This is a genomic window from Pseudomonas sp. MS19, assembly GCF_013277615.1.
In the GTDB taxonomy this organism is placed as follows: Bacteria; Pseudomonadota; Gammaproteobacteria; order Pseudomonadales; family Pseudomonadaceae; genus Aquipseudomonas; species Aquipseudomonas marincola.
The window spans coordinates 1-17,113 of the sequence record NZ_VBTO01000010.1; the positions used below are offsets into that span (position 1 = coordinate 1).

Genomic DNA, 17,113 nt, shown 5'->3' on the forward strand with positions numbered 1-17,113 from the left:
CAAGCTCGCCTACTAGTACATCGCACAACAGTTGATCCTCGTGGCGGCGGCCAATCCGGTATCAGCAACGGGCAGACGATTAGCAGAGTTACGAGGAGGTGTCGCGGGGTTGTTTTTGGATCACCGTCCAAGGCCAGGTAGACCAAGGACGGTGAAGATTTCCAAAACCCGGTATCCAGTTGACCGTAAGGCTGCTCCGCTTAAGTGAACAGCATTAGGCCCAATGCCGGGCTTTCGCATTTCTGAGCATTTGAGGCGACCTGCGCAGCCCTTTTCCAACCCATCAAATCGCAAGGTTCACGGGCCGCACTGAACAGCCGTGACCAGAGTGTGACCTGCCGCCAATTGCTCAAGCGTGTCGGCGAGCACAGCAAACGCGTGCGGACATTCGCGGACAAAACGCGTTGCACTGGCACTTGATAACGGCTTAGACTGGTTCTTGTGGGACTTGGCTGCGCTCGATGCAGGCTTGGTTTACATCCCGCTCCCCAGTTTCTTCTCGGCGGCGCAACACAGAGCTCATGCTCGAAAGCGCCTCCGCAGACAGCTACATCGGCAAGGACGCTGACCCTATTCAATCACTCGGTTTAACCCTGTGCGCCTGACATTGCCCTTCGCCAAATTGGCGAATCGTGCGCAATGAATTCGGGCACCTAAAACCTGCTGCACCTCTGGCCTGCCCAGCAACCCGCTCGGGCTGCCGCACCTGCATCCAAAACGCCAACTCCAGCCTGTCATAATAATGGCCCACGCCAACTCAATATCTCACGATCCAACAGCAATCCTTTGCGCAGTCAGGTCTTGGGCTAGAGTTGAATCTTTAAACCTGCACAGAATTCTGATGATGCTCAGCACTGCCCTTTCGAAATTCACGCGCCTGCCATTGGTTAACACCCCAACGCCACTGGAGAAACTCGAACGCCTTTCGAGCCAGCTGGGCACCGATGTCTGGGTTAAGCGCGACGACATCACCCCGTTCGCCCTGGGTGGCAACAAGGTTCGCAAACTTGAGTTTTTGGCAGCCGATGCCTTGGCACAAAACGCCGATACACTGGTAACGGCAGGGGCGATCCAGTCCAATCACGTACGCCAAACCGCCGCCATCGCAGCACGCCTCGGCCTCAAATGCCTGGCGCTGCTGGAGAACCCGATTGCCAGCCGCGACCACAACTATCAGAGCAACGGCAACCGCCTGTTGCTCGACCTGTTTACCTGTGAAGTTGAACACGTCGCTAACCTCGACAACGCCGATGAGCAACTGCAAGAAGCCGCCGATCGTTTGCGCGCGAACGGACGCAAACCCTACATCGTGCCGATTGGCGGCTCCAACGCGCTCGGCGCACTGGGCTACGTCCGCGCCGGCCTTGAGCTTGCCGAGCAGATCAAACTCACCGGCGAGCAGTTCTCGGCAGTGGTTCTGGCCTCGGGTTCGGCCGGCACGCACAGCGGCCTGGCGCTCGCACTCGAATACGCTTTACCCGGTACTCGCGTGGTTGGAGTCACCGTTTCACGCACCGACGCTGCGCAGCGCCCCAAGGTTGAAGGTTTGCTGCAACGCACGGCAGAACTGCTGAATATCGCGGTGCCGGATGCCCTGCAAATTGAACTTTGGGATGGCTATTTCGCTCCACGTTATGGCGAGCCCAATGCAGCTACACTGCAAGCAATCAGTTTGCTTGCAGCCACCGAAGGCCTGCTGCTGGACCCGGTTTACACCGGCAAAGCCTTCGCCGGTTTGCTTGACGGCATTGCCAAGCAACAGTTTGCAGCAGGGCCAGTGCTGTTCCTTCACACCGGAGGCTCGCCGGCCTTGTTCGCGTATCACCCTGCCGCAGGTTGATAGCGGCTATTAATACCGTTCATTGGTCGTATGGACGACTTCTGATTATTTTGTACCACCCCTCGCAGCCAAGCTGCGGGCACACCAGCCTAAGCGAGTGACACTATGAAGCTAGCTACTTTGCGTCGCCATTTCCTGATCACCAGCCTGGGCCTGATTCTCGGCTCCAGCATGATCAGCAGCACTTATGCCGCCGAGCTGCTTGAGCACATCAAGAGCACCGGGAAAATCCAGATTGGCCTTGAGGGCACTTACCCGCCGTTCAACTTTCAGGATGCGGATGGCAAACTGACCGGCTTCGAAGTGGACTTCGCCAAAGCGCTTGCGGCCAAGCTTGGGGTTGAAGCTGCGTTTCAACCGACCAAGTGGGATGGCATTCTCGCCGCCCTCGAATCCAAACGTCTGGATGTGGTGATCAATCAGGTGACCATCACCGACGAGCGCAAGAAGAAATATGATTTCTCGACGCCATACACCGTATCCGGCATTCAGGCACTGACCCGTAAAGGTGAGGCCGACAGCATCAAGCAACCCGCTGATCTGGCCGGTAAGCGCGTCGGTGTGGGTCTGGGCACCGCTTACGAGACCTGGCTGAAAGAGAATGTGCCGCAAGCCGACATCAAAACCTACGACGATGACCCGACCAAGTTTCAGGACCTGATGGTTGGCCGTCTGGATGTGATTCTGGTGGATCGTCTGGCAGCCTTCGAAATGGTTGAAAAAACCTCGGGCAAGATGGCCGTGGCCGGTGAGCCGTTCTCACGTCAGGAGTCTGCAGTTGCCATGCGCAAAGGCGACCCGGAACTGCTCGCCGCGATCGACAAGGCCATGGCCGAGATGCGCGCAGACGGCAGCCTCAAGGCTATTTCCGAAAAATGGTTCAAGTCTGACGTCACCCAATGATCGAAGAAAGCCTACAGCTTGCGATGGACTCGGCGCCTTACCTGCTCAAGGGCGCCATGTACACGGTTGTCCTGAGTATTGGCGGGATGTTCTTTGGATTGCTGCTGGGTTTCATGTTCGCCTTGATGCGCCTCTCGCGCTTCAAGGTGCTGAACTGGCTCTCGCGCATCTACGTCTCGTTCTTTCGCGGCACGCCTTTGCTGGTGCAACTGTTCATCATCTACTACGGGTTGCCGCAGGTCGGTATCCAGCTGAGCCCGCTGCTTTCGGCACTGGTCGGCTTCTCGCTGAACATGGCCGCCTACACTTCGGAAATTCTCCGCGCCGCGATCTCCTCGATCGACCGTGGCCAATGGGAGGCAGCAGCCAGTATCGGCATGAACCGGATGCAGACACTGCGCCGCTCGATTCTGCCGCAAGCAATGCGCACCGCTCTGCCGCCGCTGGGCAACAGCTTTATCTCGCTGGTTAAAGACACGGCGCTGGCCGCGACTATTCAGGTGCCAGAGCTGTTTCGTCAGGCGCAGCTGATTACGGCGCGCACCTACGAGATCTTCACCATGTACCTGGCTGCGGCATTTATTTACTGGATTCTGGCGACTTTACTGTCGCACTTTCAGAGCCGCCTTGAGGCGCGCGTTAACCGACACGAGCAGGACTCCTGATGATTTCCGTGCGTAACCTGACCAAACAATTCAATGGCCAAACCGTACTCAAGGGCATCGATCTTGAGGTGAAGGCAGGCGAAATTGTCGCCATCATCGGCCCCAGCGGTTCGGGCAAAACCACCCTGCTGCGTTGCCTCAATCTGCTTGAAACCCCGGACGGTGGCACCATCAAGGTCGGCGACATCGAAATCGACAGCAGCAAGCCGCTGGGCAAGCAGCAAAGCAAGATTCGTAAACTGCGCCAGCACGTCGGTTTTGTGTTCCAGAACTTCAATCTTTTCCCCCACCGCACTGCGCTGGAAAACGTGATTGAAGGGCCGCTGATCGTCAAGAAGGAACCGCTGGCAACCGTGACTGAGCGCGCCATTGCCCTGCTTGCCAAAGTCGGTCTGGCGGGTAAGGAAAACGCCTACCCGAAACGTTTGTCCGGCGGCCAGCAACAGCGCGTCGCCATTGCCCGGGCGTTGGCCATGCAGCCAGATGTGATCCTGTTTGACGAGCCGACCTCGGCGCTCGACCCGGAGCTGGTCGGCGAAGTGCTCTCAACGATTCGGGCATTAGCGCAAGAGCAGCGAACCATGGTGATTGTCACTCACGAGATGAGCTTTGCCCGTGATGTGGCCAATCGGGCAATCTTTATCGACAAGGGTGTCATCGTCGAACAGGGCGATGCCAAGAGCCTGTTTGGCGCGCCCAAGGAAGAGCGCACGCGCCAGTTCCTCAGCAAGTTCATCAGCGATGGCGCACCGCAAAATTCCGCGGACTTCTGATGCCTGCCTGAACAACGCGCAGAAAAAGACCGGCCTCAGCCGGTCTTTTTTATAACGCTGCAAAACTTCCGCCCGCTCAACGCTTATGCATTGGCCCGCGCCTGCACCACGCTCAGGCCAGTGGTGGGCGCACGCCGCTGCGCCAGATAACGGCTGCAACTGACGCGCAGGAACGAGGCAAAATTAACCACTTCGCCACGGTAATCCATAACCTCCTCATACAGCTTGGTGATCAGCTGATTGGTGGTCATGCCGTCAATTTCAGCGATTTCGCGCAGAATGTCCCAGAACTGGTTTTCCAGGCGCAAAGTGGTGACCACGCCGCAAATACGCAACGAGCGCGAGCGCGACTCGTACAGAATCGGGTCGGCCTTAACGTACAGCTCACACATAAATCACCTCAGCGTCTGCGGTTTCTGGTTACAGCTTGATTTCGGTGCCAAGCAATTGCAAGAAGCCAGCGAGCCATTTCGGATGCGCAGGCCAAGCTGGCGCCGACGCCAGATTACCTTCGACATGCGCCTCATCGGCGGCAATGTCGATGAACTCGCCACCGGCCAGACGTACTTCTGGCGCACACGCCGGATAAGCACTGCACGCACGCCCTTCAAGCACACCGGCAGCCGCGAGCAATTGCGCGCCGTGGCACACAGCCGCAATCGGCTTGCCCGCAGCAGCCAAAGCCTTGACCAGCGCCAGCACATCCGCATTCAACCGCAGGTACTCGGGCGAGCGGCCACCGGGAACCACCAGCGCGTCGTAGTCTTCGGCCTTGACCTTGGCAAAGTCGAAGTTGAGCACGAAGTTGTGGCCAGGCTTTTCGCTGTAGGTCTGGTCACCTTCAAAGTCGTGGATGGCGGTGCGCACGAACTGGCCACTGGTTTTATCCGGGCAAACAGCGTGTACGGTGTGGCCGACCATCTGCAGCGCCTGAAAAGGCACCATCACTTCGTAGTCTTCCACGTAGTCACCGACCAGCATCAGAATCTTTTTCGCAGCCATGGTTTTCTCCTCACAGGGGTTGGGTTTAGAGAAGTATTGCCCCGCTAAAGCGTAGCCGGGTAATAGCCCGCGACTACGTTAAACGGCGCAATTGAACATGCCGTTTAGCGGCGCCTGTCGAGCAGATTGACCACAACCCGGTCGAGCCAGCCCCACAACCGCTGCTGCAGGCGGCTCCACCATGGGCGTTGTTGCCAGAGTTCGTGGGTCACTTGCAGGCTCTGGCTGAAATCGTCGATGAAACATTGTTCGACCTGCTGAGTAAGCCGCGAATCGAGGGCCTCCAGATTGGCATCCAGATTGAAGCGCATATTCCAGTGGTCGAAGTTACATGAACCGAGGCTGACCCATTGATCGACCAGCACCATTTTCAGGTGCAAAAAGCGTGGCTGGTACTCGAATATCTTGATCCCGGAGCGCAGCAGACGCGGGTAATAACGCTGGCCGGCGTAGCGTACCGAGGGATGATCGGTGTTGCGCCCGCTCAACAGCAGGCGCACGTCTATGCCCCGCGAGGCAGCTTTACGCAGCGCCCGGCGCACCTTCCAGGTTGGCAGAAAATACGGCGTGGCCAGCCACACCCGCTGCTCGGCATTGCTCACCGCGCGGACCAGTGCTTGCAGAATATCGCGATGCTGGCGTGCATCGGCGTAAGCCACACGGCCATGGCCATCACCCGAGTCGGGCGGTATTGGCGGTTGTTTGATGCGTTTGCTGGGCCGCAGCATCCAGCTCAGTTTGGCCACGCTGGCGCGCCACTGATGCTCAAACAGTGATTGCCAGTCCGCCACCAATGGGCCGCTGATTTCGACCATGACTTCATGCCACGGGCTTTGCGCGTCATCCGGCACCCAGAACTCATCGGTAGCGCCCGTACCGCCGGTGAAGGCAACGTTGGCGTCGACCAGCAACAGCTTGCGGTGGTCACGATAAAAGTTGCGGATACCGTGACGCCAACGCAGCGGGTTGTAGCAGCGTATCTGCACGCCACAATCGCTCAGGCGCTTGCGTTCATTGGCATGCAATGCCTGCGCGCCGTAATCGTCGAACAGGCAGCGCACCTGCACCCCGCGTTGAGCGGCCGCACACAGGCTGGCAACCAGCAACTCGACGCAGCGCCCGCTCTCGATCAGGTACAACTCAAGTTCCACTTGCTGCTGCGCGGCATCGATTGCCGCGATCATGCGCGGGAAAAATTGCGGGCCATCGTTTAGCAGGTTGAACCGGTTAGCGCTGCGCCAGCCAAATACTGTACCGGGCATCAGCGTTGACTGAAGATCAAGACAACACTGACCGGCACCGCCGGGCTTATCGACTTCAATCCGGCCGCGTTGCGCAAGGCCTCAAGCCCCGGGGACAAGGCAAAGTCATCAATATTGAGAATCAGCGGGCTCAGCGTCACGGCCTGGAAACGGTGGTAGTCCAGCCGGGTAATCAACAACTCGGCGCTGTACTGTTGCTGTTTGCCGTGCAGGTTGAGCTGCATGGGCTGCTGGATTTCCAGCTGCGCACCCGGCGCCAGCGTGGCCAGTTGGTCAAGGTCGATTTGCGCCTCGATGGTCGCCTCGGGATATTTATCTATCTCGAACAGCATCGAGCGCATGCGCTCATCGCGCAAAGGAATGCCGCTGGCAATCGACTCCAGCTCGACACGCATCTGCACCTTGCCTTGCTTATCGACGTTACCGTGCAGTTTGAGAAAGCGCTGAGGCTCGGCAACGCTTTGGTTCTTGGTCGAGACGAACGCGATCCGCGAAGACTCGTTGTCCAGATACCAGTTGGCGTGAGCGGGTAAGGCAACACTGCAGGCAAGCAGCAGTAAAACGCGTAGCAGTTGCATAAATATCCCTTGGGCATGGCACTCCAAGCCTCAAGATAGCCGCCTGCGTGCCCGTTGCAAAGTCACTTGAGCTTAGCCCTGCAATGTTAACGCCGTGAAATATTAACTCTCGGGTGTAGCAGCGGGTTGCGCGAGCAATTGGCAACCTTGACGCGGCCCTTGCCATTGCGCTGTTTGAGTGCTGCCCAGCCCGCGTGCAGTCACGCGCTTGCTGGCCTGATCATCTAGCAGTTCGCTCAGCGGAATGTACTGTTTGATGTAGCCTTCGCAGTAGTTCGGCGGATTATTCATCACATAGCGGCACGAGCAATATTCCTTGGCCGAGTAGGCCCCGATAATGCTCGGAAACGCCTGCAGATCAGCGCGATTAGTCCAGCCCCAGCCAAGCGCGATAAGCACCAGCACAGCCAAAATCGACAACCATGGATGACGACGGATCATGGTTTGACTCCTGGCCCAAAGGCGGCGGTGACACGTTTAAGCAACTCGTTGTGTTTGAAACTGCCATCGCGGTCATCGCCATAGCGCACCACGACCAACTTTTCCTCTGGCATCACATACATCCCCTGCCCCCAATGGCCGAGCGCGGCAAAGGTATCGTCTGGTGCGTCCGGCCACGGTTTGCTGCCGCTTGGCGCGGCGCTGTTGAGCCACCACTGGGCACCAGGCACGGCGCCATCGGGCTTTTCAGCGTCGGCTTGATAATCGGCAAACGGCGTCAGGTTGAAAGTTACCCAGGCATCGGGCAGCAATTGCTGATCATGCCAACGCCCGCGGCGCTCCATCAGCAAGCCGACACGGGCCAGATCGCGGGCCGTCATGTAGGCATAGGAAGACCCCACGAAGGTGCCCGATGTATCTGTTTCCCAAACGGCCGAGGTGATTCCCAGCGGCTCGAACAGCGCCGTCCACGGGTAATCGGCATAGGCTTTGACGCCGACGATATTTTTCAGCGCCGCCGCGAGAATATTGCTGTCGCCACTGGAATAACGAAACCGCTGGCCCGGCTCGGCATCCGCCGGGGTTTGCGCGGCGAACGCGGCCATGTCGGTTCGCCCACGGGTGTACAACATGGCGACCACCGAGGATTTCAGCGGCGCGTATTCATAGCCTTCCTGCCAGGCAAGGCCGGAGGCCCAGTTGAACAGGTGCCCCACCTTGATACCCGGGTGCTCAGCCATTGGCGCGTAATAAGCGGCAACGGGCGCATCTAACTTGAAACGCCCTTCGCCATAGGCAACCCCGAGCACGCTGGCCATCAGACTTTTGCTCATCGACCAGGTCAGGTGTGGCGTGTTGGCGGTGGTCGGCCCGGCGTAACGCTCGTAAATAATCTGGCCATCGCGGATCACCAACAACGCATCGGTGCGCACACCTTTGCGAGCCTCATCATCGCGCGCAGGAAAGGCGTAGTCTTCCAGCGCGGTAATGGCCGCGCTGGTACTGGCGGTCGCTGTGCTCCAATGCGGATCAGGCCAGCGCTCAGCGGCCAACACAGCACTGCAGGGCAATGCCAAGGCCAGGGCAAGAGTCAGTCGCGGGAAAAGCGGGATACGCATGGCAGCAGCTCGGCAGCAAGGGAAGCTGCACCCTAGCACGGGAAATATGACCCTCAATAGCGCGATATATGCCGTGAATGCGGCTTATTTGGCGCGATAGGTCAAGGTTGTTACTGGGTTAACGCGGCAAGCGAAAATCGTCTGGCCCCATCAGATCCAATCCACACTCCAGCGTCTCGACCCAATCGAGGAACGCAGTGATCATTTCTGGCCCAACGAACGGGCGGCCATGTTGCGGCACGATCATCGCCACATCCATCTCGCGCACCATCGCCGCCCACAGCCGGCACACCTTGTTGCTAGCCATATAGCGCTGATGGAAGCCGCGCATGTGTGAGATGTGGCTGGCGAAGTCGCTCACCGGCGTTGCGTCATCCACCAGCGATGCGCCCATGTCGCCGGAAAACAGGATTTTGCTGACCGGGTCGTACAACTGAAAGTTGCCCACAGAATGCAGAAAGTGCGCGGGCACAGCCTTGAGCTGACATTTACCGAGGTTGAAACTCAAGCCGCGGTCCGGCAACGCGAGAATCCGGTCGTAGGTCGAGATACCGTGGTTGATGGCCAGATAATTGGCCGTCAGGTGCGGCAGAAAGCGCGCCCACAACTTGGAACAGATGACCTTCGCCCGCGTGTGCAGCAGCCATTTGTCCAGCGACGAGATGATGTCCGGGTCCTGATGCGAGGCAAAAATGTAAGTCAGGTCCTGCACCGGAATGAACCGCGACAACCCCAGCGACAGCGGGGTGTAAGTCAAATCGCCGCCGGGGTCGAGCAGCAGGTATTGGTCGTTGTCGATAATCAGGAACTGATTGGACTGCACGCCCTCGCCGCTCACCAAATCGTCGAACATCAGGCAGCTATGCCCGTCTTTCTCGAACAGCACTATCGGCTCACGGCGCATGATTTTTATTCCTGCAAAATCGCGCGACTCTAGCGAGTCCGACCCATGCGACTACTGATCTGGATCAATCCAGCGGGCTAGAGCGAGGCGAGTGCCTTATGCAAACGTTGAGCGCGCGCCGAATTTGCGACATTCATCACAGTTTTGTCGCGACTCCAGAGCGTCGCCCACTCGGCCGGTCCCGCTGCCAGTGCAGCGTCGATATCGGCCTGCAATGCATCGAACTGGGCGAACAGGCCCGCCAGCAGCACGTGCGTGGCGGCACTCGAAGCGCACAACCGCGACACCTCGCTGCAACCCGCCAGCAATGCCAGCAAGCGCAACTGCAAGGGCTGCGGCCAGTCGCAAGTCTGGCCCACGCCATACAGCCAGGCACTCATGGCGCTGAGCACGTGCAGGTCTTCGATAGTTCGAAACGGCTTGGCGTAATCGCTCCAGCCATCACCGGCGAGGCGCTCGCAAGGGGCGCTTTCCAGTTGCACCCGGGCATGGCTGACATCCGGCATGAACGGTAGCGCCGGCAGCGGTTCCAGACGCACGCCGGGCCCGCTGGTTTGCACCACGACCAGCGCCACGCGGGGCGCGTCTTCATCCGGTCCTTCCTCACGCGCCACCACCAACAGCCAGTCGGCAGCATCGCCAGCGGTGACAAAGTCTTTGCGACCATTGACATGCAACCACGACAAACGCGATTGCATGTCGGCCGGGCGCAGACTTTTGTTTTCAGTCACGCACAAGGCGCCAAGTGTCCACGGCGCAGATGGCCAAAGTGCGCGCAACGCCGCCTGATAACCGGCGAGAAACGCCAAGCCCGGGGTGGCTGCCGCTCGCCCGCCAAGAATCACCAGGACCAGCGGTGACGGCTGCTGCAGCCGTTCAAGCAAGGCGCCATACCACTGATCGAGCGACGGGTATGCAGGGAGCCGTGGCTGATGACTCAACAATTCTTGCCAGCACATAAACAACCTCCGAAAACCATTTGGGCCGATGTCACACAAGCATCATGAATTGTTCATGGTGGTGACACTCGCAGTTTCTAGCCTGAGCTTGCCCAACAAGAATGATCGAATGCAAGACGTAGTCAGCACTTGCCCGAATCGGCTAACGGAGAAAGACCATGATCCAACAAGCAGCCAACACCAGTGCACGTCGTTTGCAGGCCGAACGTCTGAGCGGCCCTGCGGCTTTGCAAGAGGCGCAAGCCCTGCGCTATCGGGTTTTCAGTGCTGAATTTGACGCCAAGCTCAAAGGTGCCGAGTTGGGCCTGGACATGGACGACTACGACATTCACTGCAAACACATCGGTGTGCGCGACCTCAATACCGGCGAATTGGTCGCCACCACTCGCCTGCTCGACCATCAGGCTGCCGCCGGTTTGGGCCGTTTCTACAGCGAAGAAGAATTCAGCCTGCACGGTCTGGTTCACCTGCAAGGGCCGGTACTGGAAATTGGCCGCACCTGCGTCGCATTGGGTTATCGCAACGGCGGCACGATTGCGGTGCTCTGGAGCGAGTTGGCAGAAATCCTCAATGAGGGCGCTTACAGCTACCTGATGGGCTGCGCCAGCATTCCCATGCAGGACGGCGGCGTGCAGGCCCACGCAATCATGCAGCGCCTGCGCGAACGGTATCTGTGCAATGAACACCTGCGCGCCGAGCCCAAGCAGCCGCTTCCGGCGCTGAGCGTGCCCGCCAACGTGATTGCTGAAATGCCGCCCCTGCTCAAGGCGTATATGCGTCTGGGCGCAAAAATCTGCGGCGAGCCGTGCTGGGACAAGGAGTTCCAAGTGGCCGATGTGTTCATCCTGCTCAAGCGTGATGACCTCTGCCCACGCTACGCCCGCCACTTCAAGGCCGCGGTGTAATCGCGCAAGGCAAGCCGCTGAAACAGGCCGCGCCTGCAGTGCTTTTCAGGGGTTTGCTTGTGCGTCGACGCGCCACTGTGTAAAAAGTGCCGCCAGACTAGAGCCAACCCAACGGATACCTGATGATCAAACTGCGCCTGTATTTACGCTTGCTGCGCCTGCTCGCCGTGATTGGTCTGGGCACGTTGATGGCCGCCATTGTCAGCCTGATGGAGCGCTGCAGCCGTCGCGACTTGCTGAGCATGCGTCAACGCCTGACCCGCTGGTTCCTCAGTCGTCTCAGCGCCGCCTTGCCGTTTCGCGTCAGCGTACGCGGCGAATTGCCGAAAAAGCCCATGCTCTGGCTGAGCAACCATGTGTCATGGACCGATATTCCGCTGATCGGCATGATCGCCCCGCTGTCGTTTCTGTCCAAGGCAGAAGTACGCACCTGGCCGGTTGCCGGTTGGCTCGCACGCAAAGCCGGTACCTTGTTCATCCGCCGGGGGTCAGGTGACAGCGCCCTGCTCAACCAGCAGCTCGGCCGGCACTTGGGCAGCGGTCATGATTTGCTGATTTTTCCGGAAGGCACGACCACCGACGGCAGCGCCGTGCGCACCTTTCATGGCCGCCTGTTGAGCAGCGCGATTGAAAGCGCCGTGGATATCCAACCGGTGGCCATCCGTTACACGCGCCAAGGCAAGCCCGACTCGATTGCGCCGTTTATTGGTGATGACGACATGCTCTCGCACCTGTTGCGCCTGTTCAGCAGCGATATCAGCGAAGTCGAAATCCAGTTGCTAACGCCTATTGCCAGCGCCAGCGGCAACCGCAATGAACTGGCGCGCAGAACCCAGACGGCGGTCAGTGACGCGTTATTTGGTCAGGCGCAACCTTGCGAGCCACGCGCCGCCGCTTAATCCTCACGGCGCCGCTGCTCGGCGACAAACGCCTGCAGCTGTGGATAAAACGCCTGAAAATCCTCCTGCAGCGGTTGATACAACCGCTGCAACTCCAGCATCGCGTCTGCTAATTCCTCGGGGCGCGACAACCGCCGTTGCAGCCCGTAGATCACCTGTTCCAACACCGCAAAGTCGGCATAGCTGCCCAGCCAATCCTGCGCCGACATACGCGGTGCTATTCGCGCCAGATTGAGCGGCAGCTCAGGTTCATTGGCCAGCACCGAGTAAACCCGGCTCGTGAACTGGTCGAGTGGCTCACTGGCGTAATCAGCCCAGCGTTGCGCCAGGCAATGATCGAAGAATACATCCAGCACGATCCCGGCATAGCGCCTGCGGGTCAGTGAAAAACGCGCGCAGGCCTGAAGTTGCAGCGGGTGGCTGTCGGTGAACACATCAATGCGCCGATGCAAACGAATAGCGGCTTCTATATCTGGCGCGAACTTGCCGGTGAGCGGGCCTTTGACGAAGTCGCCATACAGGCTGCCCAACAACTGCGCGGGCGCGGTGCCACCTAGATGCAAATGGGCGAGGTAATTCATGGGCCAATTCATACCGTGTAGCGGGCAACTGTGCCCGACAGAAGTTGAGTGCAGCAGGGCTGCGATGTTCCATCAGCGAAATCAATGATCACTATCGCTGGAATCGAAGGGTATATCGGGCCGACCCGATATAAAGTTCGTCCCATAGCGATACGCAACCGGCGGAACCTGACATGCAAACAGCACACATCGACCACCAAGAGATTATCAAAGCCCTCGCGCATCCGGTACGTCGAGACATTCTCAACTGGCTGAAAAACCCGGAAGCGTATTTTGCAGACCAGGACCACCCGCTCGAAATCGGCGTTTGTGCCGGCAAGATTGACCGGCTCACGGGTCTGTCGCAATCCAGTGTCTCGGCACATTTGCGCACCCTGCAAAACGCCGGACTGATTACCAGCAAGAAGATTGGCCAATGGCACTTCTTCAAGCGTGACGAGGCGGCCATTCAGGCATTTCTCGAAGAATTGAACAACACCCTTTAACTCGCTGTAACTGCCTTAAGCGTTGTTGGCGTAGCCGCCAGCTTAATAGAACCAACGCGCGTCGCTCTGACGCACCGCGCAAGACTGAACCCGCAAGCATTTTTTGCACTCAACGAATAACCCTGATGGAGCGCTACCCAATGCCTACTCTGTTCGATCCAATCAAAATCGGCGACCTTGAACTCAACAACCGCATCATCATGGCGCCGCTGACCCGTGCCCGTGCTGACAAAGGCCGTGTGCCCAATGCGCTGATGGCTGAATACTATGTGCAACGTGCGTCCGCCGGCCTGATCATCACCGAAGCGACAGCCGTCACTCCGATGGGCGTCGGCTATGCCAACACTCCCGGCATCTGGTCCGCGGATCAGGTACGTGGCTGGAGCAATATCACCAAGGCTGTGCACGCCAATGGCGGCAAGATTGTCTTGCAACTGTGGCACGTCGGGCGCATCTCCGATCCGAGCTTCCTCGACGGTCAGGCGCCAGTCGCTCCGAGCGCAATCGCGGCCAAGGGCCACGTAAGCCTGCTGCGTCCAATGCGTGACTACCCGACTCCGCGCGCACTTGAAACCGAAGAAATCGAAGACGTTATCGAGGCTTATCGTCAGGGCGCGGAAAACGCCAAAGCGGCCGGTTTTGATGGCGTCGAGATCCACGCCGCCAACGGTTACCTGATCGACCAGTTCCTGCAGGACAGCACCAACAAGCGCACCGATCGCTACGGTGGCTCGATTGAGAACCGTGCACGCCTGTTGCTGGAAGTCACCGATGCCGCCATTGGCGTCTGGGGTGCTGGCCGTGTAGGTGTGCATCTGGCGCCACGTGGCGACTCACATGACATGGGCGACTCGCAGGCCAGTGAAACCTTTGGTTATGTTGCCGCCGAGTTGGGCAAGCGCAACATCGCGTTCATCTTCACCCGCGAAAAGGCCGGCGAAGACAGCCTGACCCCGGCCCTGAAAAAGCAATTTGGTGGCATGTTCATCGCTAATGAGCGTTTCAGCAAAGAGCAAGCCAACGAGTGGCTGGCTGCCGGCAATGCCGATGCAATCGGCTTCGGTATACCGTTCATTGCCAACCCGGATCTGCCCGCTCGCTTGCAGGCTGATGCGCCGCTCAACGAACCGCACCCGGAAACCTTCTACGGTTCTGGCCCGGTCGGCTACATCGATTACCCACGGATGTAATCAGCAGCCCGTTACTCAGGTAGCTGGCGGCAATAAAAAACCGGGCCTAGCCCGGTTTTTTATTGCCGATGATAAATTTAACGTTTGGCGTCGATTTGATCCTGCAGGTTGCGAATCTGCGCCTGCAAGGTCGTAATGCTGCGGGTCATCTGGGCGCGGAAGGCATCAAATTCAGCCGTGTTGTTTTTCGGCGCCGGTGCGGCCTTTGGTGCAGGCTGGTTGTCGAACTCGCTGCGCAGCACCAGCAGATCCTGGCTCAGCCGCTCAATGTCAGCGCCCGGATTGCCGATTTTCTTCAACTCAGTCACATCGCCATTCAAACTCTTGAGCTGGCTCTGCAATTTGCTCACGTCACCTTGAGCAGCAACCAGATCCGCTTGTTGTTTCTTCAGGTCTGCCTGCTCGCTGGTCAATGCCTGCAATGCATCGGCAAGTTTAGTGCTGCCGCCCTGCTGCGATTTCACATCGGCCTGAACTGCCTCAAACACTTTGTTTTGTTCAGCTAGCTGAGCAACAGCCTTCTGCTGCTGGCCTTCCAGTTCGCCAAGCTTGCGTTGCAGTTGTTTGACCTCAAGTTTCAGCGCTTCGCTGCCGGAGGTCACGCTGGACTCGGCCGCGACAACCTTGCCGGAAATATCCTGAATACGCCCTGCCGCCTCTTCGCTGATTCGCGCAAAGCTTTCCTGCGTGGCGACCAGTTGCTGCTCCATCAGATTGATCTGCTGAAAACTCCACCAGCCAAGTCCGGCGAAGGCAATGGTCAGCGCACCGACCAGCGCCCAGAGCGGGCCGGTAGACGCCGGTTTCTGCTCGCTGCGCACAGGGCCGCGCACATGCACCGGGCGTTGTGCGGCAGGTGCTGCTACAGGCTCGGAAAAATCATCCTCCTCACGCGCTCTGGCAGAGAGGCTGGGAACATGATCAATTTCGTCGTGTGCATCGTTACGCATGTTTAAACCTTTGGAAGGACACAGATAAGCTTGGAGCCACTGAAACAGCAGCGAACGCAGGACGCTCAGCGATTGCGCAATCGGCGCACAGTATAACGCTTCAGCGGCGCTGCATCAGTGTTGCGCAAAGTCTTTGCGCCATGCACTGAACAAGCGCACAGACCCGCCCAATCGACAGGTACAAAGCCCCACAGTTCCGCGGTTAGTGAAGTGGTACACGCTTTGCAGTCCCCTTTGGCGGGGCACAAGACCCGGTAATTGTTCGACATGCTAAACCTTCGACCTGTAAGACTCATGCAGGCCTGTAAGGTCGCGAACGCCCGAGATGGGCAGGCGCGACTCATAATCAATAACAGGAAGGCCAATGGAACTGAACAAAGCGGTAATCGATTGTATGCAAAGCCTGCGCCGCCGGTTGCGCGCAGAACTCGCGGTTGATATTCGCCTTAGCCAACCGGATGCCGTGAGCGCAATGCTCAGCGCCTGCATGGCCTCGAACGACCCGCAAACCCGCGAACTCGGCGAGCATCTGGCTAATATCAGTGACACACCCATGAAGCCGACTGCGCCGCCGATCAAACTTGCGGCCGAATCGGCGGATGCCGGCAGCGCAGGCTCATACAAGGTGTATCGCGGCCAGCGCGTTTACAGCTAACTCACTTGGGCTGTACGGCTTTCCACCACTGGCAGAACTCATCGAGAGCGGTCCATACGCTGACTTGCGGATCGTAGTCGAGGTACTCCTGCGCGCGGCTGATATCCAACGAGAAGTCTTTGGCCATCACCGCCATGCCCAAGCGGAAAATGGTCGGTTCCGGACGCCCCGGCAGCAACTTGCAAACGCCCTCGTTCAGCGCCGCCGCACTATAAGCCAGACCAAATGGCAGATGTTTGGTGACCGGGGGCATGTCGAGTTTGCGCATCACGTAATTGACCACATCCCAGAGCGGCACCGGCTGGCCGTTGCTGATGTTGTAGACCTTGCCCAGCGCCGGACCTGTCGCCATCAGGCAACTGAACAAGGCGTCGTTGAGGTTCTGCATACTGGTGAAATCGACCTTGTTCAGGCCATTGCCGATGATCGACAACCGGCCTTTGCGATGCATGTTGATCAAGCGCGGAAAAATACTGGTATCACCGGCACCGGTAACAAAACGCGGGCGCAGCGCCAGCACTTCAAGGCCAAATTCCTGGGCCCCGAAAACCTGCTGCTCGGCTAAATACTTGGTCTTGCCGTAATGGTCGCTGAAACGCTTGGGAATCTGTTCTTCCTTGATGCCGACATGCGCCTGACCGTCGAAGTAGACCGAAGGCGACGACAAATGCACCAGGCGCCGTACGTGGCGTTTCAGGCACGCCTCGATAATGTTTTCGGTCACGACCACGTTGGCCTGATGGAAGTGCTCGTACTTGCCCCAAACACCCACAGCGCCCGCGCAATGCACCACCGTATCAATGCCTTCACAAAGGCGTAAGGCCAGCTCGGGATCGGACAAATCACCCTGAATAAATTCGGCGCCCCGTTTGACCAAATGTTCAACGCCCTCGGGACGACGGCCATTGACCCGCACTTCAAGCCCTTGCTCGAGGGCAAATCGCGCAAAGCGCCCACCAATAAAGCCGCTCGAACCGGTGACCAGAATTTTCATGGGTGATGT

Annotated in this window: 20 protein-coding genes and 1 pseudogene; 10 read left to right on the forward strand and 11 right to left on the reverse strand. The window is 58.5% G+C overall.

Annotated features, from left to right (window positions below):
• Positions 1-16: 16 nt before the first annotated feature.
• The 5 genes and pseudogenes from FEZ62_RS11395 to tcyN all read left to right on the forward strand — a co-directional run.
• A pseudogene (locus tag FEZ62_RS11395) lies at positions 17-208 on the forward strand (IS4 family transposase); the annotation flags it as partial.
• Positions 209-844: 636 nt separating this feature from the next.
• Positions 845-1,840, forward strand: a complete 996-nt coding sequence (locus tag FEZ62_RS11400; protein ID WP_172927781.1) for a D-cysteine desulfhydrase — start codon at positions 845-847, stop codon at positions 1,838-1,840.
• Positions 1,841-1,945: 105 nt separating this feature from the next.
• Positions 1,946-2,743: a cystine ABC transporter substrate-binding protein gene (gene tcyJ / locus FEZ62_RS11405; protein WP_069897801.1), complete on the forward strand. Its 798-nt coding sequence runs from the start codon at positions 1,946-1,948 to the stop codon at positions 2,741-2,743.
• Positions 2,740-3,408 (forward strand): cystine ABC transporter permease, encoded by a 669-nt coding sequence (tcyL, locus tag FEZ62_RS11410; RefSeq protein WP_069897802.1) that lies wholly within the window; start codon positions 2,740-2,742, stop codon positions 3,406-3,408. Before tcyJ ends, tcyL begins: the two co-directional genes overlap by 4 nt.
• Positions 3,408-4,181, forward strand: a complete 774-nt coding sequence (gene tcyN, locus FEZ62_RS11415; protein ID WP_150548566.1) for an L-cystine ABC transporter ATP-binding protein TcyN — start codon at positions 3,408-3,410, stop codon at positions 4,179-4,181. Before tcyL ends, tcyN begins: the two co-directional genes overlap by 1 nt.
• A gap of 83 nt (positions 4,182-4,264) precedes the next feature.
• On the opposite strand, the gene FEZ62_RS11420 is transcribed toward tcyN, so the two are convergent.
• The 8 genes from FEZ62_RS11420 to FEZ62_RS11455 all read right to left on the reverse strand — a co-directional run bounded on the left by FEZ62_RS11420 (position 4,265) and on the right by FEZ62_RS11455 (position 10,445).
• Positions 4,265-4,573: a ribbon-helix-helix domain-containing protein gene (locus FEZ62_RS11420; protein WP_150548565.1), complete on the reverse strand. Its 309-nt coding sequence runs from the start codon at positions 4,571-4,573 to the stop codon at positions 4,265-4,267.
• Positions 4,574-4,601: 28 nt separating this feature from the next.
• On the reverse strand, positions 4,602-5,183 hold the full coding sequence (locus tag FEZ62_RS11425) for a DJ-1/PfpI family protein (RefSeq protein WP_069897805.1): 582 nt from the start codon (positions 5,181-5,183) through the stop codon (positions 4,602-4,604).
• A 104-nt stretch (positions 5,184-5,287) separates the two neighbouring features.
• Positions 5,288-6,445 carry a phosphatidylserine/phosphatidylglycerophosphate/cardiolipin synthase family protein gene (locus FEZ62_RS11430; RefSeq protein ID WP_090512952.1) on the reverse strand — a complete coding sequence of 386 codons (1,158 nt, stop codon included), beginning with the start codon at positions 6,443-6,445 and terminating at the stop codon, positions 5,288-5,290.
• Positions 6,445-7,023, reverse strand: coding sequence for a YceI family protein (locus tag FEZ62_RS11435; protein ID WP_172927726.1), 579 nt, complete (start codon positions 7,021-7,023; stop codon positions 6,445-6,447). Before FEZ62_RS11435 ends, FEZ62_RS11430 begins: the two co-directional genes overlap by 1 nt.
• A gap of 102 nt (positions 7,024-7,125) precedes the next feature.
• Complete coding sequence (locus tag FEZ62_RS11440; protein ID WP_172927727.1) at positions 7,126-7,464, reverse strand: amidase; 339 nt, start codon at positions 7,462-7,464, stop codon at positions 7,126-7,128.
• On the reverse strand, positions 7,461-8,582 hold the full coding sequence (locus FEZ62_RS11445; protein ID WP_172927728.1) for a serine hydrolase: 1,122 nt from the start codon (positions 8,580-8,582) through the stop codon (positions 7,461-7,463). The genes FEZ62_RS11440 and FEZ62_RS11445 overlap by 4 nt, the downstream gene beginning before the upstream one ends.
• A 118-nt stretch (positions 8,583-8,700) precedes the next feature.
• Positions 8,701-9,486, reverse strand: coding sequence for an MBL fold metallo-hydrolase (locus FEZ62_RS11450; protein WP_150548561.1), 786 nt, complete (start codon positions 9,484-9,486; stop codon positions 8,701-8,703).
• Positions 9,487-9,563: 77 nt separating this feature from the next.
• Entirely contained in the window at positions 9,564-10,445 is an 882-nt protein-coding gene (locus FEZ62_RS11455) for an acyl-CoA dehydrogenase family protein (RefSeq protein ID WP_172927729.1), read from the reverse strand.
• Between the two features lie 158 nt (positions 10,446-10,603).
• Between FEZ62_RS11455 and olsB the strand changes: the two genes are divergently transcribed.
• Both olsB and FEZ62_RS11465 read left to right on the forward strand, forming a co-directional pair.
• Positions 10,604-11,350 carry an L-ornithine N(alpha)-acyltransferase gene (gene olsB, locus FEZ62_RS11460; protein WP_069897812.1) on the forward strand — a complete coding sequence of 249 codons (747 nt, stop codon included), beginning with the start codon at positions 10,604-10,606 and terminating at the stop codon, positions 11,348-11,350.
• A 122-nt stretch (positions 11,351-11,472) separates the two neighbouring features.
• Positions 11,473-12,249, forward strand: coding sequence for a lysophospholipid acyltransferase family protein (locus FEZ62_RS11465; RefSeq protein WP_172927730.1), 777 nt, complete (start codon positions 11,473-11,475; stop codon positions 12,247-12,249).
• On the opposite strand, the gene FEZ62_RS11470 is transcribed toward FEZ62_RS11465, so the two are convergent.
• On the reverse strand, positions 12,246-12,830 hold the full coding sequence (locus FEZ62_RS11470; RefSeq protein WP_172927731.1) for an ACP phosphodiesterase: 585 nt from the start codon (positions 12,828-12,830) through the stop codon (positions 12,246-12,248). The two genes, FEZ62_RS11465 and FEZ62_RS11470, sit on opposite strands and share 4 nt — an antisense overlap.
• Positions 12,831-13,003: 173 nt before the next feature.
• Here FEZ62_RS11470 and FEZ62_RS11475 point away from each other — a divergent pair, with 173 nt between their 5' ends.
• Positions 13,004-13,315, forward strand: coding sequence for a helix-turn-helix transcriptional regulator (locus FEZ62_RS11475; protein WP_069897815.1), 312 nt, complete (start codon positions 13,004-13,006; stop codon positions 13,313-13,315).
• Positions 13,316-13,455: 140 nt separating this feature from the next.
• On the forward strand, positions 13,456-14,505 hold the full coding sequence (locus tag FEZ62_RS11480) for an alkene reductase (RefSeq protein WP_172927732.1): 1,050 nt from the start codon (positions 13,456-13,458) through the stop codon (positions 14,503-14,505).
• 77 nt (positions 14,506-14,582) lie between these two features.
• Here the strand turns inward: FEZ62_RS11480 and FEZ62_RS11485 are convergent, their stop codons facing one another.
• Positions 14,583-15,455, reverse strand: coding sequence for an ATPase (locus FEZ62_RS11485; protein WP_069897817.1), 873 nt, complete (start codon positions 15,453-15,455; stop codon positions 14,583-14,585).
• 364 nt (positions 15,456-15,819) lie between these two features.
• On the opposite strand from FEZ62_RS11485, the gene FEZ62_RS11490 reads away from it, so the two are divergent.
• Positions 15,820-16,110, forward strand: coding sequence for a hypothetical protein (locus FEZ62_RS11490; RefSeq protein ID WP_069897818.1), 291 nt, complete (start codon positions 15,820-15,822; stop codon positions 16,108-16,110).
• Position 16,111: 1 nt separating this feature from the next.
• On the opposite strand, the gene FEZ62_RS11495 is transcribed toward FEZ62_RS11490, so the two are convergent.
• Positions 16,112-17,104, reverse strand: coding sequence for an NAD-dependent epimerase/dehydratase family protein (locus tag FEZ62_RS11495; RefSeq protein ID WP_172927733.1), 993 nt, complete (start codon positions 17,102-17,104; stop codon positions 16,112-16,114).
• Between the last annotated feature and the right edge of the window lie 9 nt (positions 17,105-17,113).

What these genes read in the sequence shown, in the direction of transcription:
- FEZ62_RS11400 (WP_172927781.1), top strand. Translation starts at nt 845, where the DNA reads ATGCTCAGCACTGCCCTTTCGAAATTCACGCGCCTGCCATTGGTTAAC.
- tcyJ (WP_069897801.1), top strand. Translation starts at nt 1,946, where the DNA reads ATGAAGCTAGCTACTTTGCGTCGCCATTTCCTGATCACCAGCCTGGGC.
- tcyL (WP_069897802.1), top strand. Translation starts at nt 2,740, where the DNA reads ATGATCGAAGAAAGCCTACAGCTTGCGATGGACTCGGCGCCTTACCTG.
- tcyN (WP_150548566.1), top strand. Translation starts at nt 3,408, where the DNA reads ATGATTTCCGTGCGTAACCTGACCAAACAATTCAATGGCCAAACCGTA.
- FEZ62_RS11420 (WP_150548565.1), bottom strand. Translation starts at nt 4,573, where the DNA reads ATGTGTGAGCTGTACGTTAAGGCCGACCCGATTCTGTACGAGTCGCGC.
- FEZ62_RS11425 (WP_069897805.1), bottom strand. Translation starts at nt 5,183, where the DNA reads ATGGCTGCGAAAAAGATTCTGATGCTGGTCGGTGACTACGTGGAAGAC.
- FEZ62_RS11430 (WP_090512952.1), bottom strand. Translation starts at nt 6,445, where the DNA reads ATGCCCGGTACAGTATTTGGCTGGCGCAGCGCTAACCGGTTCAACCTG.
- FEZ62_RS11435 (WP_172927726.1), bottom strand. Translation starts at nt 7,023, where the DNA reads ATGCAACTGCTACGCGTTTTACTGCTGCTTGCCTGCAGTGTTGCCTTA.
- FEZ62_RS11440 (WP_172927727.1), bottom strand. Translation starts at nt 7,464, where the DNA reads ATGATCCGTCGTCATCCATGGTTGTCGATTTTGGCTGTGCTGGTGCTT.
- FEZ62_RS11445 (WP_172927728.1), bottom strand. Translation starts at nt 8,582, where the DNA reads ATGCGTATCCCGCTTTTCCCGCGACTGACTCTTGCCCTGGCCTTGGCA.
- FEZ62_RS11450 (WP_150548561.1), bottom strand. Translation starts at nt 9,486, where the DNA reads ATGCGCCGTGAGCCGATAGTGCTGTTCGAGAAAGACGGGCATAGCTGC.
- FEZ62_RS11455 (WP_172927729.1), bottom strand. Translation starts at nt 10,445, where the DNA reads ATGTGCTGGCAAGAATTGTTGAGTCATCAGCCACGGCTCCCTGCATAC.
- olsB (WP_069897812.1), top strand. Translation starts at nt 10,604, where the DNA reads ATGATCCAACAAGCAGCCAACACCAGTGCACGTCGTTTGCAGGCCGAA.
- FEZ62_RS11465 (WP_172927730.1), top strand. Translation starts at nt 11,473, where the DNA reads ATGATCAAACTGCGCCTGTATTTACGCTTGCTGCGCCTGCTCGCCGTG.
- FEZ62_RS11470 (WP_172927731.1), bottom strand. Translation starts at nt 12,830, where the DNA reads ATGAATTACCTCGCCCATTTGCATCTAGGTGGCACCGCGCCCGCGCAG.
- FEZ62_RS11475 (WP_069897815.1), top strand. Translation starts at nt 13,004, where the DNA reads ATGCAAACAGCACACATCGACCACCAAGAGATTATCAAAGCCCTCGCG.
- FEZ62_RS11480 (WP_172927732.1), top strand. Translation starts at nt 13,456, where the DNA reads ATGCCTACTCTGTTCGATCCAATCAAAATCGGCGACCTTGAACTCAAC.
- FEZ62_RS11485 (WP_069897817.1), bottom strand. Translation starts at nt 15,455, where the DNA reads ATGCGTAACGATGCACACGACGAAATTGATCATGTTCCCAGCCTCTCT.
- FEZ62_RS11490 (WP_069897818.1), top strand. Translation starts at nt 15,820, where the DNA reads ATGGAACTGAACAAAGCGGTAATCGATTGTATGCAAAGCCTGCGCCGC.
- FEZ62_RS11495 (WP_172927733.1), bottom strand. Translation starts at nt 17,104, where the DNA reads ATGAAAATTCTGGTCACCGGTTCGAGCGGCTTTATTGGTGGGCGCTTT.